Below are 13,658 nucleotides of genomic sequence, written 5' to 3'. Positions count from 1 at the left end.
AGGAAGAATGCTATTTAGCGGTGAAGAAGCTCTAAAAGAAGCTCAGGTTATATCTGGAGGAGAAAAGGTTAGATGTATGTTTTCTAAGCTGATGCTTTCTAACGCCAACGTATTAGTGCTAGACGACCCTACAAACCACCTAGATCTTGAATCTATAACATCAGTCAACAAGGGTCTAGAAAAATTTCCTGGGGTGCTTTTATTTAGCTCACACGACCATGAGATGATACAAACTCTAGCAAATAGAATAATAGAAATAACTCCAAATGGAATAATGGATAGAAAAACTACTCTAGAGGATTATCTAGAAAACAAAGATATACAAGAAAAATTAAAAGAAATGTACGCTTAATATATAAAGCTCTTTTATGTTAGTTTAATGTTAATTATCGATGATATTATTTTAATAATATTAAGATGATTTTAAATTCTAATATAAAAGAGTTTTTTTGTTGAAAATTGATGATTTATAAAATATATTATCGATAATTTGTATATAAAATAGGCTTGATATATTTACAATATTTAAAATATATCGAGATATGTTAAGAAAATGTAAATAAAATAACCTTTAAATGTTAAAAGACTGTAAAATACCCTGTGATTGTGTTAAGGGAATGTAAACAATCTTCTGAATATATGGAATTTACTGAAAATTTATATATAATATAATTAACAAAAGAAAAAGCAAACATAAGGAATTTAAAATTTTAAAGTGTTAATTAAAGGAGGAGCATATTATGACTGGAGTAGCATGGGTATTTATGATAAGTGTATGGTGTATAATTGGATTAGCTGCATTTTTTGCTTTGAAAAAGATTGTAAGCAACCAATAAAAGACTGCAAGTAATTTTTCTACATGGAATTATATTAAAAATTTAATACTTTACTATTTTTAGTTAGATACAAATAATATAAAAAAGCATAAGTCCTGACATTTGGATTTATGCTTTCTTACTATGCGTAAAAAATATTTTTTTTATGCAAAAAAAATACAATATTATCGTCAAAAAAATAGTATAATTATATTAAATAAATAAAATGGAGGTATTGCTATGAGCGAAAAAAATAACTATGAATTTAGCGGCACAGAATATATAGAAATAGACGACACCTACAGAGATGAATATGAGATAATTATTGAAGATGAAGATTTTGAAGTCGAGGAAGAGGATATAGAAATAGAAGATACATATATAGATTAGATGAAAATACAGCCCTTTGGAGATAATATCTAAGGGGTTGTATTTTTTTTGAGAAAATAATATATTACAAAAGTATGGAAATTTTATGCATTTATGTATAAAATTATACTTATGTAAATTTATAAGGAGGAGTTATGTTTAATATTGCTTTAATCGGTTTTGGTGCAGTGGGCAAATCATTTGTAAAATTACTAGAAATGAAAAAAGACCTATTACACGATGTAAATTTAAAATATATTATAAAAAGCGACGGAGGTATTTACGACGAAGATGGATTAAATATCGACGAGCTAATGGAGTATACAAATAATAAAAAAATACAAAATCACCCTATGTGGTCTGATATTTCTATTAAAAATATACTAGAAAATAAAGATGTAGATATTTTAATAGAGCTTACAAGTACAAACATAGTAGACGGCGAGCCTGGTTATACTCATATAAGAGAGTCTTTAAAAAACGGTATAGACGTTGTAACTGGAAATAAGGGTCCTATTTTACTTCACTACAAAGAGCTTAAAGGCCTTGCAAATAAAAATAATTTGTACTTAAAAATAGGATGTACAACTGGAGGGGCACTTCCTTCTGTAAATGCAGGAACGACAGATGTTTTAGGAGCTAAAGTGACAGAAATCACTGGAGTTTTAAATGGAACTACTAATTTTATACTAGAAGAGATGCTAAAAAATAGAGTCGAATACGAAGAAGCTCTAAAAAAAGCACAGGATTTAAACATAGCAGAAAAGGATCCTTCACTAGATGTGTTGGGGTACGACACTGCTGTCAAGATGGCCATTTTAAGCGAAGTAATTTGGAATGTAGATTTTGACTTTGATAAGCTAGATATAAATGGAATAACAAATGTCAAGTTAGATGATTTACTATCTGCAAAAGCTAACGATGATAAGGTAAAATTAGTGGCAAGGGCATCTTATCTAGATGGAAATTTCAAATTTGAAGTTAAGCCTACAGTGATAAGTAGCGATCATCCGCTTTACTCTGTAGACGGCAAAAACAAAGGAGTACATTACAAGACAGATATTTTAGGAGATATAACTGTAACAGGAGGAGCATCAGCACCGTTAAATGCAGCAGCTTCAATCCTTAGAGATTTACTTTATATAATTCAAAATAGGAGATGATAATATGTCACATATAAGTGCCAAAAAAGAATATAAAAGCTTAGTCGAGAGGTTAAATAAATTTCCTCAAGGAGCTCCTGAGTCAAAAACTCTTTATGAAATATTGAAAGTTTTATTTACAGAGAGAGAGGCTTATTTAGTATCACAGCTTCCAATAGGAGCTTTTAGAGTTAAGACAGCGGCTAGAATTTGGACAATGACTTACGATGAAGCTTTAAAGGTATTAGATACTTTGGCTTCTAGAGCTATACTTTTAGATATTGAAGACGAAAAAGGTAAGAAGTATATATTACCTCCACCAATGGCTGGATTTATAGAATTTGCCCTTATGAGAACTAGAGGGGATATAGATCAAAAATTGTTAGCAGAGCTTTACTACCAATATCTAAATGTAGAAGAAGATTTCATAAAGGATTTATTTTATTCTTCAGAAACTAAATTAGGTAGAGTATATGTACAAGAAGAGGTTTTGACAAATGAAAACCAAGTAGATATCCTTGACTTTGAGAGAGCGACTCATATAATAGAATCCTCAAAGCATATAGCAGTAGGTATGTGTTACTGTAGACATAAGATGCAGCATCTTGGAAAAGCATGTGATGCGCCTATAGATATATGCATGACATTTGGAAATACAGCCAATTCACTTATAAAAAACAATTACGCTAGACGTGTAGATGCAGTCGAATGCAAGGAGCTTTTACATCAAGCCTACGAACACAATCTAGTTCAATGTGGTGAAAATGTAAGAGAAGGTGTTACATTCATATGCAACTGCTGTGGATGCTGCTGTGAGGCACTACTTGCAGCTAAGAAATTTGGAAACATGCATCCAGTTCAGACTACTGCATTTTATCCATCAGTAAATGACGACTCTTGCGTAAAATGTGGCAAATGTGAAAAAGCATGTCCGATAGATGCAATAAGCTTAGTAAAGGACGATAAAGGAAACAAAAAAGTAGAAATAGACTATGATGTATGTCTAGGATGTGGAGTTTGCGCTAGAAATTGCTCTAAGGGAAGCATAATATTAAAGCGTAGAAAAGAAAAAATAATAACTCCATCTAGCTCTGTTCACAGAGTAGTGCTTCAAGCGATAGAAAAGGGTACATTACTAGATCTTATATCAGAGACAGAGGCGTTTAAAAACCACAGAGTTATGGCATCTATACTTTCTGCTATTTTAAAGATGTCTCCTGTTAAACAGCTTTTAGCAAAGGATCAAGTCAAATCTATTTACTTAGATAGATTGCTTAGTATAAAAAAATAATTTAAACCTCAAAATAGATGCTATTCATATATATTTAACAAACCTGTAATAATATATGTGTATAATAATAGTTATTATATAAAAAGGAGGAACTATGGGGAATGAAAAAAGTAAAATTTATCTATAATCCAAATTCTGGAGATAAAAGAATAAAAAATGAAATAGATAAAGTTATACAGATATATCAAAAATACGGATATAGTGTTGTCCCTTACAGAATAACGAGATCTCGTCCTAATAGCGATGCATTTTGGGATATAGACGACAATTATGACCATATATTGTTATCTGGAGGAGACGGAACTATAGATTTATTTATAAATACAATAAAAAAACTAAATATCGATATACCGATAGCCATACTTCCATCAGGGACTGCAAATGATTTTGCCAACGCTATAAAATATCCGCACGACGTCAGAGAGTGTATCAAAAAAATCGTAAATTCAAAGCCTAGATACGTAGATATCGGAAAAATAAACGATAGATACTTTATAAATGTAGCCAGCGCTGGAATGTTTACAGATGTTTCTCAAAAGATAAATCCAGATGTTAAAAATACGATAGGCAAGGTTTCTTATTACTTAAAGGGGATAGAAGAAGCTTTAAACATGAGAAAGTTCGATATAAATGTAAAATCTCAAGAGATGAACTACGATGGCGATATGTACCTTATGCTCGTATTTAATGGAAAGACTGCAGGAAATATAAATCTAGCATATAAGGCAGAGATAGATGATGGATATCTAGATGTAATTATAGTTAAGGGAACACCTCTTCCTAAGACACTTCCACTTTTAGTAAATATACTTAGAGGTGAACATCTAGAAGGCTATAATGAAAACGAAATTTTATATTTTAAAACTAAAAAAGTTACAATAGAATGTAAGGATGAATTAGTTACAGATATAGACGGTGAAAAGGGTCCAGACTTCCCTCTTACAATAGAATGTGTAAGAAATGGAATACAGCTTTTAGGATATGAATAAAAAATTATAATAGGAGTGGTATTATGGAAGATAAAATTGGTATTGTATATTTTTCTGGAACGAAGAACACAGAATTTATATCACAAAGTATTAAAAATGTGCTTGAAAAATGGGATGAGAAAGTAGATCTAATCAATATAGAAAAGGATAAAATAATACCTACTGACTACAAATACTTAATAATCGGGGGACCTGTTTATATTGATAGGTATCCCGATATTTTAATTAAATATGCAAAACAAAATCTAAAAAATTATAAAAATAAATGTATGTTATTTACAACTCAAGCATCTGAAAAAGACTCTACAGCATATCAACATTTTATAAATGAGATGCCTAATTTAAGTGTAACTTACTGTATGTATGTTCCTATGCCGAATAATGCATATAATTTCTTTTTTAAAAAGACTCTAGAAAAAAAGCAAGATGAAATGATAAATAATTCTATTGAAATTATAGAAAATGGATTAAAAGAGTTTAGAGATGGTAAGATTAAATTATATCCTAGAAATAAAATAAAGGTATTTATGATTAATTTAGTATATAAAATGGTTTATCCAAGATTTATAAGTTTAATAAATAAAAAGATACATATAGATAGAGATAAGTGTGTAGATTGTAGGTTATGCGAGAAATCATGTCCAGTTGGATGTATCAAGATAGATAATGGTGTAAGTCATACTAAAGAATGTATATTTTGTCAGAGATGTATAAATATTTGCCCTAAAAGTGCTTTTTTGTATAAAGATAAAGAACTTTCTCAATATAAACCTAGATTTAAAGAGTTAGAAAAAAGTGAATAATAGTTAATAATTTAAAAGCCAGTCCAAGTAATTAAAATTATAATAATAAAAGGACATTTCACCGAAATAGTGAGATGTCCTTTTATTATTATTTTGAAATTTGAACTTATTTCTTTTCTAATTTGAATGAGCTCTTTAATGGAACTATTCTGTTGAATACTAATTTGTCTTCAGTAGTGTATTTAGTATCTACACTGAAGAATCCATTTCTTACGAATTGGAATTTATCAAGTGGTTTTGCGTCTTTTATTTGAGTTGGTTCAACAAAACCTTGTAGTATTTCAAGTGAATTAGGATTTATTTGTTCTAAGAAGTGTTTACCTTCGTTTTCTGGATCGTCATCTAGTATTAATGGTTCAAATAATCTAAATTCACAAGGAACAGCACTATTAGCATCTACCCAGTGAACAGTACCTTTTACTTTTCTTCCAGTAAATCCAGAACCACTCTTAGTTTCTGGGTCGTAAGTACCGTGGATTTCTATTATTTCACCGTTTTCATCTTTTACGAAGTCAGTACATTTTACGAAGTATGCACCCATTAATCTTACTTCGTTTCCTACGAAGAAACGTCTGTATTTCTTAACTGGTTCTTCCATAAAGTCGTCTCTTTCTATATAAACTTCTCTACTAAATGGAACAAGTCTCTTACCAGCTTCTTCATTTTTAGATATATTTTCTACTTCTAGCATTTCAGTTTGACCTTCTGGATAGTTAGTTATAACTAATTTTAAAGGTTTAAGTACAGCCATAGCAAGTGGAGCCTTTGGTTGTAAATCTTCTCTTAGGAAGTGGTCTAAAAGTCTAGAATCAACTGTTGAGTCGGCTTTAGCTACACCTATTTCATTACAGAATGCTCTTATAGCTTCTGGAGTAAATCCTCTACGTCTAACACCAGATATAGTAGGCATACGAGGGTCGTCCCAACCGTCAGTTATACCTTCGTCTACTAGAAGTTTTAATTTTCTCTTACTCATTACAGTATTTGTCAAGTTAAGTCTTGCAAATTCGATTTGTCTTGGCACATTTTCCATTTCGCATTCTCTTACGAACCAGTCGTAAAGTGGTCTTTGGTCTTCGAATTCTAGAGTACATATAGAGTGAGTTATTCCTTCTATAGCATCTTCTAGTGGATGTGCGAAAGAATACATTGGGTATATGCACCATTTATCTCCTGTATTGTGGTGAGTGTTATGAGAAATTCTGTATATAACAGGGTCTCTGAAGTTTACATTAGGAGAAGCCATGTCTATTTTAGCTCTTAGAACTTTTTCTCCGTTTGCAAATTCACCGTTTTTCATTCTTTCGAATAAGTCTAGGTTTTCTTCTATAGATCTATTTCTGTATGGACTTTCTTTACCTGGTTCAGTTAAAGTACCACGAGTAGCTCTTATTTCTTCTTGAGATAAGTCGCATACATAAGCTTTACCTTTCTTGATTAAGATAATAGCTCTTTTGTACATTTCATCGAAATAATCAGAAGCAAAATATAAGTTGTCCCAATTAAATCCTAGCCATTTAACGTCCTCTTTGATTGAATTTACGTATTCTTCATCTTCCTTAAGTGGATTAGTATCGTCGAATCTCATATTTACTTTTCCGTTAAATTCTCCTGCTAATCCGAAGTTTAAGCATATTGATTTAGCATGTCCTATGTGTAAATATCCATTTGGTTCTGGTGGGAAACGAGTTACTATAGATTTATGTTTCCCAGATGCTAAATCATCTTTAATTATGTTTTTTATAAAGTTAGTACGATTATTTTCGCTTGACATAAAAATTACCTCACATTTGTTTTATTTTATAATATGTATAAATTTATTATAATTCATATTACTAATTTTAATTCAATATTAAAAAAAAATAAAGTATATTTAATTAAATTAAGCAAATTAAAAGATTAAATATAAAATGAAAATTTTATTATTTAATAAAAATATGGTATATTATTTGTAATAGTATACCATAATTTAATAAAAAGTAAAAATTACTAAGATTACTATTTAAAGGAGGAGTTATGAAGAAGTATTTAAGAAGTTATGGAGTTGCATTTATTATAGTTTTAATATATGCATTTATCAAGTTACCAGTACTTAGAATTGATTTTACGTCTGGATTTTCGACTGCGATATTGTTTTTCGTGCTGGCAGGTATAATTGATATGATGTTTGACAGAGGCAATAAAACTTCAAAGCTTGCAAAAAATAATTTTGTGATAGCACTAGTTTTACTTGTTTTAGTTATAGCTATTCCATTTTTTGTAACTACACCGATTTTACATGCAAACGCATATAAAAATTTAATCGGTGAAGTATCTGAAAGTGAATTTACAGAAGATGTAAGTCCTGTAAATGTAAATGACATTCGTATTGTAGATGAAGATATGGCTATGAAGCTTGGAGAGAAAAAAATAGGTGAAATACCAGCTATAGGTAGTGTTTCACAGCTTGGTCAGTTTCATATTCAAAGTGTAAATGGAGAGCTTTACTGGGTTGCTCCTTTAGTACATAGAGATATTATAAAATGGATTACTAATCTAGATGGTACTGATGGATACGTTATGGTATCAGCTACAGATCCTCAGGATGTAAAATTAGTTCAAAGTCTAGACAAAAAGCCTATAAAGATAAAATATCAACCAGAGGCTTATTTCCTACAAGATCTACATAGATATCTTTATGTAAAGGGCATTGTAAACTACGGAATGACTGAATTTACACTTGAAATAAACGATGAAGGTAGACCTTACTGGGTTGTCAGCTTGTATGAGCATAAGGTTGGATTTTCAGGCTCTGATGCTGTAGGAGTTGCAGTCTTAGATGCACAAACTGGAGAATTAAATGTATACGATATAGAAAACGCTCCAAAATGGATAGACAGAATACAACCACAATCTATGGTAATAGAACAAATTACAGATTGGGGATTATATGTAAAAGGATTTATAAACTCTGTATTTACAGAAGAAGGTGTACTAGTGCCTACAGAGGGAGAATCTTTAGTATACGGTAACGATGGTAAATCCTATTGGTATACAGGTATAACATCTTCAGGAGGAGATGAATCTACAGTAGGATTTATGCTAGTCGATTCTAGAACTAAAGAGGCTAAGCTTTATATGCAAACAGGTGCTACAGAGACAGCTGCTATGACATCTGCAGAAGGTAAAGTCCAAGAAAAGAACTACGAAGCTACCTTCCCAGTTATGTACAACATATATGGAACTCCGACATATGTATGTGCTCTAAAGGATAAGGCTGGACTTGTAAAAAGTGTTGCATTTATATCAGTAGAGGATTACAGTGTATTAGCTGTTGGAAATAACAAAAAAGAAGCTCTAGCTGCTTATAAAGAGGCTCTAGAATCTGAAGGAGAAGATTTAAAATTTGAAACTGATGTAGATACTGTAGAGCTTTCTGGAACTATAGACAGAATAAATGCAGATGTTCAAGATGGTACGACTACTTACTTCTTCACATTGAAGAACAATAATACACTGATGTTTAAGGCGACTTCTAAGGTATCTGATAGACTTCCGCTTACTAAATCTGGAGATAGTGTATCTATTTCTTATACAAAGACTGATAGCACTACTATTACAATAACTAAGTTTGAAAACAGCAGCATTTTAAATAAATCATCTAAGAGCGAGAAAAAAGAAACGACAGAGGATAAAGCTTCAGAAAAAGAAGAAACTAATAAATCTGATGAAGCAGAAGCTACAGAAGGTCAAAATTCAAATCAATAAAATATAATTTTGTATATTTATAAAAAGTGAATTCATATGGATTCACTTTTTTTGTAGAGTTTTTTATTTTAATTAATATAATATATTAAATAATATTACATCTTTGGAGAGGTTTATATGACTATACTTGAAAAGGAGATACTTTTTATAATTAGTAGGCTTAGATGTTTAACTGAAACTCAATTTAATAAACTTTTCAATTACAAAAGAGATTCTAAAAAAAAGACTTTAAAAAGAACATTGAGGAGGATGTGCAATGATTATATTTTAGTTAAATTTCCGTGCAATATTAATTATAGGGGGTATAAAGAAAATTCTTATTTGTATTATATAAACGGAGCTAGTGAGTTTTACAAGGGGGAGGATTTAATAAAGGCTCTAATAAGCTCTGATATTGCTGTGAAATTAAATCTTGCAAATTTCGATATAGTCAGGTTTTACAGGAATATAAATATTGGGGATAATAATTATTCTTTATATATCGAATATATAGATAATAACTGTCAGAGAAAGCAAGTTCTTTTTGATATACAATTGGGAAATAATGTCGATTTATCAAAATACTATACTTTTAAATCGGATATGAAAAACACGACTATTCCGTTTTTTATGGTTCCAAATATAATAGTTGTGACAAATAGCTTAAATGAAGACGATTATTTATGCACTCAAAATCAGGAAAATATTTTCTTGATTGACATGTCTTTACATTCTATGTTCAGATATTTATAATATGTATAAAAATTAAATTTGTTTTTTTGAAATAAAGTTAAAATTTGTAAAATAATAGTTGCAAAATATCAAATTATATGCTTAAATTATATTGATAATTTGATTATTAAGCCTAGGGTAGAGGTGCTTTAAATTAATAGTATCTATAGGGAGCTGGCAAGTGTGGATTTATAGAGAAAGGAGTTTAGAGCCGAAGTTGTAGACTTGGCAAAGTCTGCTGCTGGACTTATGCATAATATGTATAAGGCTGTCACTATGTTTGTGATGAGCTACAAGGTTTACTTTGATACTTAACGTCCAAAGTATTCCTTTGGGCGTTTTTAAATACCCAAAAAGATTAAGGGGGATTAGATTAATGGGTGATATAATAGTACAAAAATACGGTGGAAGTTCAGTTGCGACAACTGAAAAAATAACAACAATTGCAAAGAGATTGATAGAAAGAAAAAAAACAGATCCTAAAATAGTAGTTGTAGTTTCTGCAATGGGAGACACTACAGATGACTATATAAGTCTTGCAAAGGATATAACAGAAAATCCAGATAAAAGAGAACTAGATGTCTTAATGTCTACAGGAGAAATGATATCAGCATCACTTTTAGCTATGAGTTTAAATTCTCTAGGATGTCCAGCAATAAGCTACAATGCTTATCAACTAGAAATTCAAACAAGTGGAACTCACGGAAAGTCTTTAATAGATGATATAAATATAGAAAAAATAGAAAAAAGCTTAGATGAAGGCAAGATAGTAGTAGTAACAGGTTTCCAAGGGTTAGATGATGAAGGAGATATAACTACTCTAGGTAGAGGTGGATCTGACACATCTGCTGTGGCACTTGCTGTAAAATTAAACGGAAAATGTGAAATCTACACAGATGTAGACGGAATATATTTCACAGATCCAAGAAAATTCAAAGACGCTAAAAAACTAGAAGAAATAGAATACGAAGAAATGCTAGAACTTGCTAGCCTAGGTGCTCAAGTAATGCATTCAAGAAGTATAGAGCTTGCTCAAAAATATCAAATAGAATTATACGTAGGTCTATCATGCAGTGATATAAAAGGAACATACATAAGGGGGATAAAAAACATGAAATTAGAAGATAAAGTTATAACAGGACTTGCAACATCTGACGACGACGTTGCTATAACTATAGATATAGATGAAGATAAAGTAGTAGATTTATTTGAAAATATAGCAAAAGAAAATATAAGCATGGATATGATAAGTCAAACTGCTCCAATGAACTCAAAAATAAGTGTTTCATTTACAATACCAAAGGAAGACTTAAACCAAGGAAAAGCTATAGTTGAAAAATACGTTCCACAAGAAGATATATTAGTAGACGAAAATATAACTAAATTATCTCTAGTAGGTCTAGGAATGAAACACACTAGTGGTGTTGCATCAAAGGTATTTAGCATATTAAAGAAAAACGGAATAAAAATAAAATTAATAACTACATCAGAAATAAGAATAACTTGTGCTATAAGCTCTGAAGATACAGCTGTAGCTGTAAATGAAATAGCAAAAGAATTTAACGTATAGAAATCACTAGAATTTAGGAGGACGATATGAAACTTCATGGAAGTATGGAAATAAAAAACGACGACCTTTATATAGGGGGAGTAAAAACTCTTGATCTTGTAGAAAAATACAAAACTCCACTATATGTATTTGATGAAGAATTGATAAGAAACAATTGCAGAGAATATATAAAATCTTTTAAAGTAAACGAAAATGGAAATAAGGTAGCATATGCAGGTAAGGCATTTTTAACTAAATACATGTGTAAAATAGTCAAAGAAGAAGGTCTTTGTCTAGATGTCGTGTCAGGTGGAGAATTATACACTGCATATAAAGCAGGTATGCCTATGGAAAATATATTATTCCATGGAAACAATAAAACAGTAGATGAAGTAAAATTAGGTATAGAATTAGGTGTTGGAAGATTTGTAGTAGATAATTTCTATGAATTAGATTTAATCGAAAAATTCTGCCTAGAAAACAATAAGACTCAAAAGATTTACTTCAGAGTTACTCCAGGAATAGACGCTCATACTCACGACTACATAAAGACTGGACAAATAGATTCTAAATTCGGATTTGCACTTGTAAATGGAGACTTTTACAAGGCTGTAGAAAAAGTAAAAGAATATAAAAACATAGAGCTTGTGGGAATTCACGCTCATATAGGCTCTCAAATATTTGAAATAGAGCCTTATTTAGATGAAGTAGAGGTTATGCTAAACTTACTAAAAGAAGTAAACGAAAAAAATGACGATATAAATCTTACAGAAGTAGACTTAGGTGGAGGAATAGGTGTTTACTATACTAAAGAAGACAAACCAAGAACTATAAGTGCCTTCTGTGAAGCTATAATAAATAAAGCAAATGAAGTTTGTGAAAAAATAGATATAAAAGTTCCAACACTACTAATAGAACCAGGTAGATCACTAGTTGCAAATGCAGGAAGTACAATCTACACTGTAGGTTCTATAAAAGAAATAAAAGATGTAAGAACATATGTAAGTGTAGATGGAGGAATGACAGATAATATAAGACCTTCTCTATATCAAGCAGGATATGAATGCGCTATAGTGAATAAAATAAATCAAACTGGACATAATCATAAAGTAACTATAGCTGGTAAATGTTGTGAAAGTGGAGATATTTTAATATCAGACACAGAAGTAGGAGATATTGAAAGCGGAGATATTCTTATAACTACTACAACTGGAGCTTATGGATATGCGATGGCTTCAAACTATAATAAAATACCAAAAAATCCTGTAGTATTTGTAAAAGATGGAGAAGATATATTGTCTTGTAAGAGACAAAGCTATGAAGATTTACTATCTTTAGAAGTGTAATAAAAAGGTTACAAATCTGATAACTAGATTACAATTATGATGATTGATATTTTATATAGTGTAGTTATATAATTGATTTAGATTAGAAGTTATATTGAATACTCTTATATCTATGGAGGAATAATCATGAAAATAAAATATTTAATTATCTTAATTGTGGTGTTAGTTTTTTCTGTAGGATGTAATAGAGAAGATGCTTCTCTTTTTAAAGAAGGACAAAAGGCTCTAGAAAATCACGAGTACTACGAAGCTCAAAAATATCTATCAGATGTACTTGAAGAGGATCCTAAAAACGAAAGCGCTAGATCTATGTATATGCAAGCTATGAAGATGTCTAAGGCGGAAAAATACAAAGATAAAGGGCTTTACGATAAGGCAATCGAATGTCTAGAGAGAATAGTAAATATAGATAACGGCTCTCAAAAGATAAGAGTTGAATCAAATGAATTAAAAAAAGAACTTGAAAAGCTACAAGAGGAAGAAGAGGAAGCTGCCAACATAAGAAAACAAAATGCAAAAGAAGTAGCTAGAAAAGATATGCAAAAGGCGGAAGCCGAGTATTATGCTTGGAAGCAAAATCAAGACCAAAATAATTGGGTTTATAATCAAGGCCAAGGTGACTCTTCAGATAGAACAATTTTAGATACTATAAAAGATAAAATAAATGAATTTTTTACTCAATAAACTAAAAGAAGTTGCCCTTTAGGGTAACTTTTTTTAGTTTGAAGGAATTAAAATGGTAAAATACAATAAGGTTTATTATACATATACCAACTTAGAACTATTGTAAATATGTTAAAGTATTTTGTGAGAATACGTATGAAATAAATTTTGTTGGGACATAATATAACCAAGAATTTGTATAAAAGTAAAAATATTCAAGATTGGGGATTTCT

General features: G+C 30.5%; 11 protein-coding genes, 1 pseudogene and 1 riboswitch. Of the genes and pseudogenes, 11 read left to right on the top strand and 1 reads right to left on the bottom strand.

Annotated elements, in window-relative coordinates; genetic code table 11:
- From SPD90_RS11035 to SPD90_RS11010, 6 genes and pseudogenes are all read left to right on the top strand, one after another.
- Nucleotides 1–352: pseudogene (locus SPD90_RS11035) on the top strand (ABC transporter ATP-binding protein); the annotation flags it as partial.
- Nucleotides 353–1,055: 703 nt separating this feature from the next.
- A complete protein-coding gene (locus SPD90_RS11030) occupies nt 1,056–1,205 on the top strand; it encodes a hypothetical protein (protein ID WP_320623964.1) in 150 nt (49 codons plus the stop codon).
- A gap of 134 nt (nt 1,206–1,339) precedes the next feature.
- Nucleotides 1,340–2,347 carry a homoserine dehydrogenase gene (locus SPD90_RS11025; protein ID WP_320925261.1) on the top strand — a complete coding sequence of 336 codons (1,008 nt, stop codon included), beginning with the start codon at nt 1,340–1,342 and terminating at the stop codon, nt 2,345–2,347.
- 4 nt (nt 2,348–2,351) lie between these two features.
- Nucleotides 2,352–3,617 (top strand): 4Fe-4S dicluster domain-containing protein, encoded by a 1,266-nt coding sequence (locus tag SPD90_RS11020; protein WP_320925260.1) that lies wholly within the window; start codon nt 2,352–2,354, stop codon nt 3,615–3,617.
- A 101-nt stretch (nt 3,618–3,718) separates the two neighbouring features.
- Nucleotides 3,719–4,606 carry a YegS/Rv2252/BmrU family lipid kinase gene (locus tag SPD90_RS11015; protein WP_320623967.1) on the top strand — a complete coding sequence of 296 codons (888 nt, stop codon included), beginning with the start codon at nt 3,719–3,721 and terminating at the stop codon, nt 4,604–4,606.
- 23 nt (nt 4,607–4,629) lie between these two features.
- Nucleotides 4,630–5,409, top strand: a complete 780-nt coding sequence (locus tag SPD90_RS11010) for an EFR1 family ferrodoxin (RefSeq protein ID WP_320925259.1) — start codon at nt 4,630–4,632, stop codon at nt 5,407–5,409.
- A 106-nt stretch (nt 5,410–5,515) separates the two neighbouring features.
- Here SPD90_RS11010 and SPD90_RS11005 read toward each other — a convergent pair whose 3' ends face one another.
- The gene (locus SPD90_RS11005; protein ID WP_320925258.1) at nt 5,516–7,183 is read right to left on the bottom strand and encodes a glutamine--tRNA ligase/YqeY domain fusion protein; all 1,668 of its coding nucleotides are present in this window, start codon (nt 7,181–7,183) and stop codon (nt 5,516–5,518) included.
- A gap of 242 nt (nt 7,184–7,425) precedes the next feature.
- Here SPD90_RS11005 and SPD90_RS11000 point away from each other — a divergent pair, with 242 nt between their 5' ends.
- From SPD90_RS11000 to SPD90_RS10980, 5 genes are all read left to right on the top strand, one after another.
- Complete coding sequence (locus tag SPD90_RS11000) at nt 7,426–9,156, top strand: hypothetical protein (RefSeq protein WP_320925257.1); 1,731 nt, start codon at nt 7,426–7,428, stop codon at nt 9,154–9,156.
- Between the two features lie 117 nt (nt 9,157–9,273).
- Nucleotides 9,274–9,888: a hypothetical protein gene (locus tag SPD90_RS10995; protein ID WP_320925256.1), complete on the top strand. Its 615-nt coding sequence runs from the start codon at nt 9,274–9,276 to the stop codon at nt 9,886–9,888.
- A gap of 110 nt (nt 9,889–9,998) precedes the next feature.
- Nucleotides 9,999–10,168, top strand: a riboswitch (Lysine riboswitch).
- A gap of 75 nt (nt 10,169–10,243) precedes the next feature.
- A complete protein-coding gene (locus SPD90_RS10990; RefSeq protein ID WP_320625317.1) occupies nt 10,244–11,437 on the top strand; it encodes an aspartate kinase in 1,194 nt (397 codons plus the stop codon).
- A gap of 26 nt (nt 11,438–11,463) precedes the next feature.
- Nucleotides 11,464–12,762, top strand: a complete 1,299-nt coding sequence (gene lysA, locus SPD90_RS10985) for a diaminopimelate decarboxylase (protein ID WP_320625316.1) — start codon at nt 11,464–11,466, stop codon at nt 12,760–12,762.
- Between the two features lie 126 nt (nt 12,763–12,888).
- Nucleotides 12,889–13,446, top strand: a complete 558-nt coding sequence (locus SPD90_RS10980; RefSeq protein ID WP_320925255.1) for a tetratricopeptide repeat protein — start codon at nt 12,889–12,891, stop codon at nt 13,444–13,446.
- The last annotated feature ends 212 nt before the right edge of the window (nt 13,447–13,658 follow it).

It is taken from the genome of Intestinibacter sp. (assembly GCF_034113885.1).
GTDB lineage: Bacteria > Bacillota > Clostridia > Peptostreptococcales > Peptostreptococcaceae > Intestinibacter.
This window is presented reverse-complemented; position numbering and strand designations above follow the sequence as displayed.

Excerpts from the sequence above, each read along its gene's own strand:
- SPD90_RS11000 (WP_320925257.1), top strand. The coding sequence starts at position 7,426 with ATGAAGAAGTATTTAAGAAGTTATGGAGTTGCATTTATTATAGTTTTA.
- SPD90_RS10980 (WP_320925255.1), top strand. The coding sequence starts at position 12,889 with ATGAAAATAAAATATTTAATTATCTTAATTGTGGTGTTAGTTTTTTCT.
- SPD90_RS11025 (WP_320925261.1), top strand. The coding sequence starts at position 1,340 with ATGTTTAATATTGCTTTAATCGGTTTTGGTGCAGTGGGCAAATCATTT.
- SPD90_RS11015 (WP_320623967.1), top strand. The coding sequence starts at position 3,719 with ATGAAAAAAGTAAAATTTATCTATAATCCAAATTCTGGAGATAAAAGA.
- SPD90_RS10995 (WP_320925256.1), top strand. The coding sequence starts at position 9,274 with ATGACTATACTTGAAAAGGAGATACTTTTTATAATTAGTAGGCTTAGA.
- SPD90_RS11020 (WP_320925260.1), top strand. The coding sequence starts at position 2,352 with ATGTCACATATAAGTGCCAAAAAAGAATATAAAAGCTTAGTCGAGAGG.
- SPD90_RS11005 (WP_320925258.1), bottom strand. The coding sequence starts at position 7,183 with ATGTCAAGCGAAAATAATCGTACTAACTTTATAAAAAACATAATTAAA.
- SPD90_RS10990 (WP_320625317.1), top strand. The coding sequence starts at position 10,244 with ATGGGTGATATAATAGTACAAAAATACGGTGGAAGTTCAGTTGCGACA.
- lysA (WP_320625316.1), top strand. The coding sequence starts at position 11,464 with ATGAAACTTCATGGAAGTATGGAAATAAAAAACGACGACCTTTATATA.
- SPD90_RS11010 (WP_320925259.1), top strand. The coding sequence starts at position 4,630 with ATGGAAGATAAAATTGGTATTGTATATTTTTCTGGAACGAAGAACACA.
- SPD90_RS11030 (WP_320623964.1), top strand. The coding sequence starts at position 1,056 with ATGAGCGAAAAAAATAACTATGAATTTAGCGGCACAGAATATATAGAA.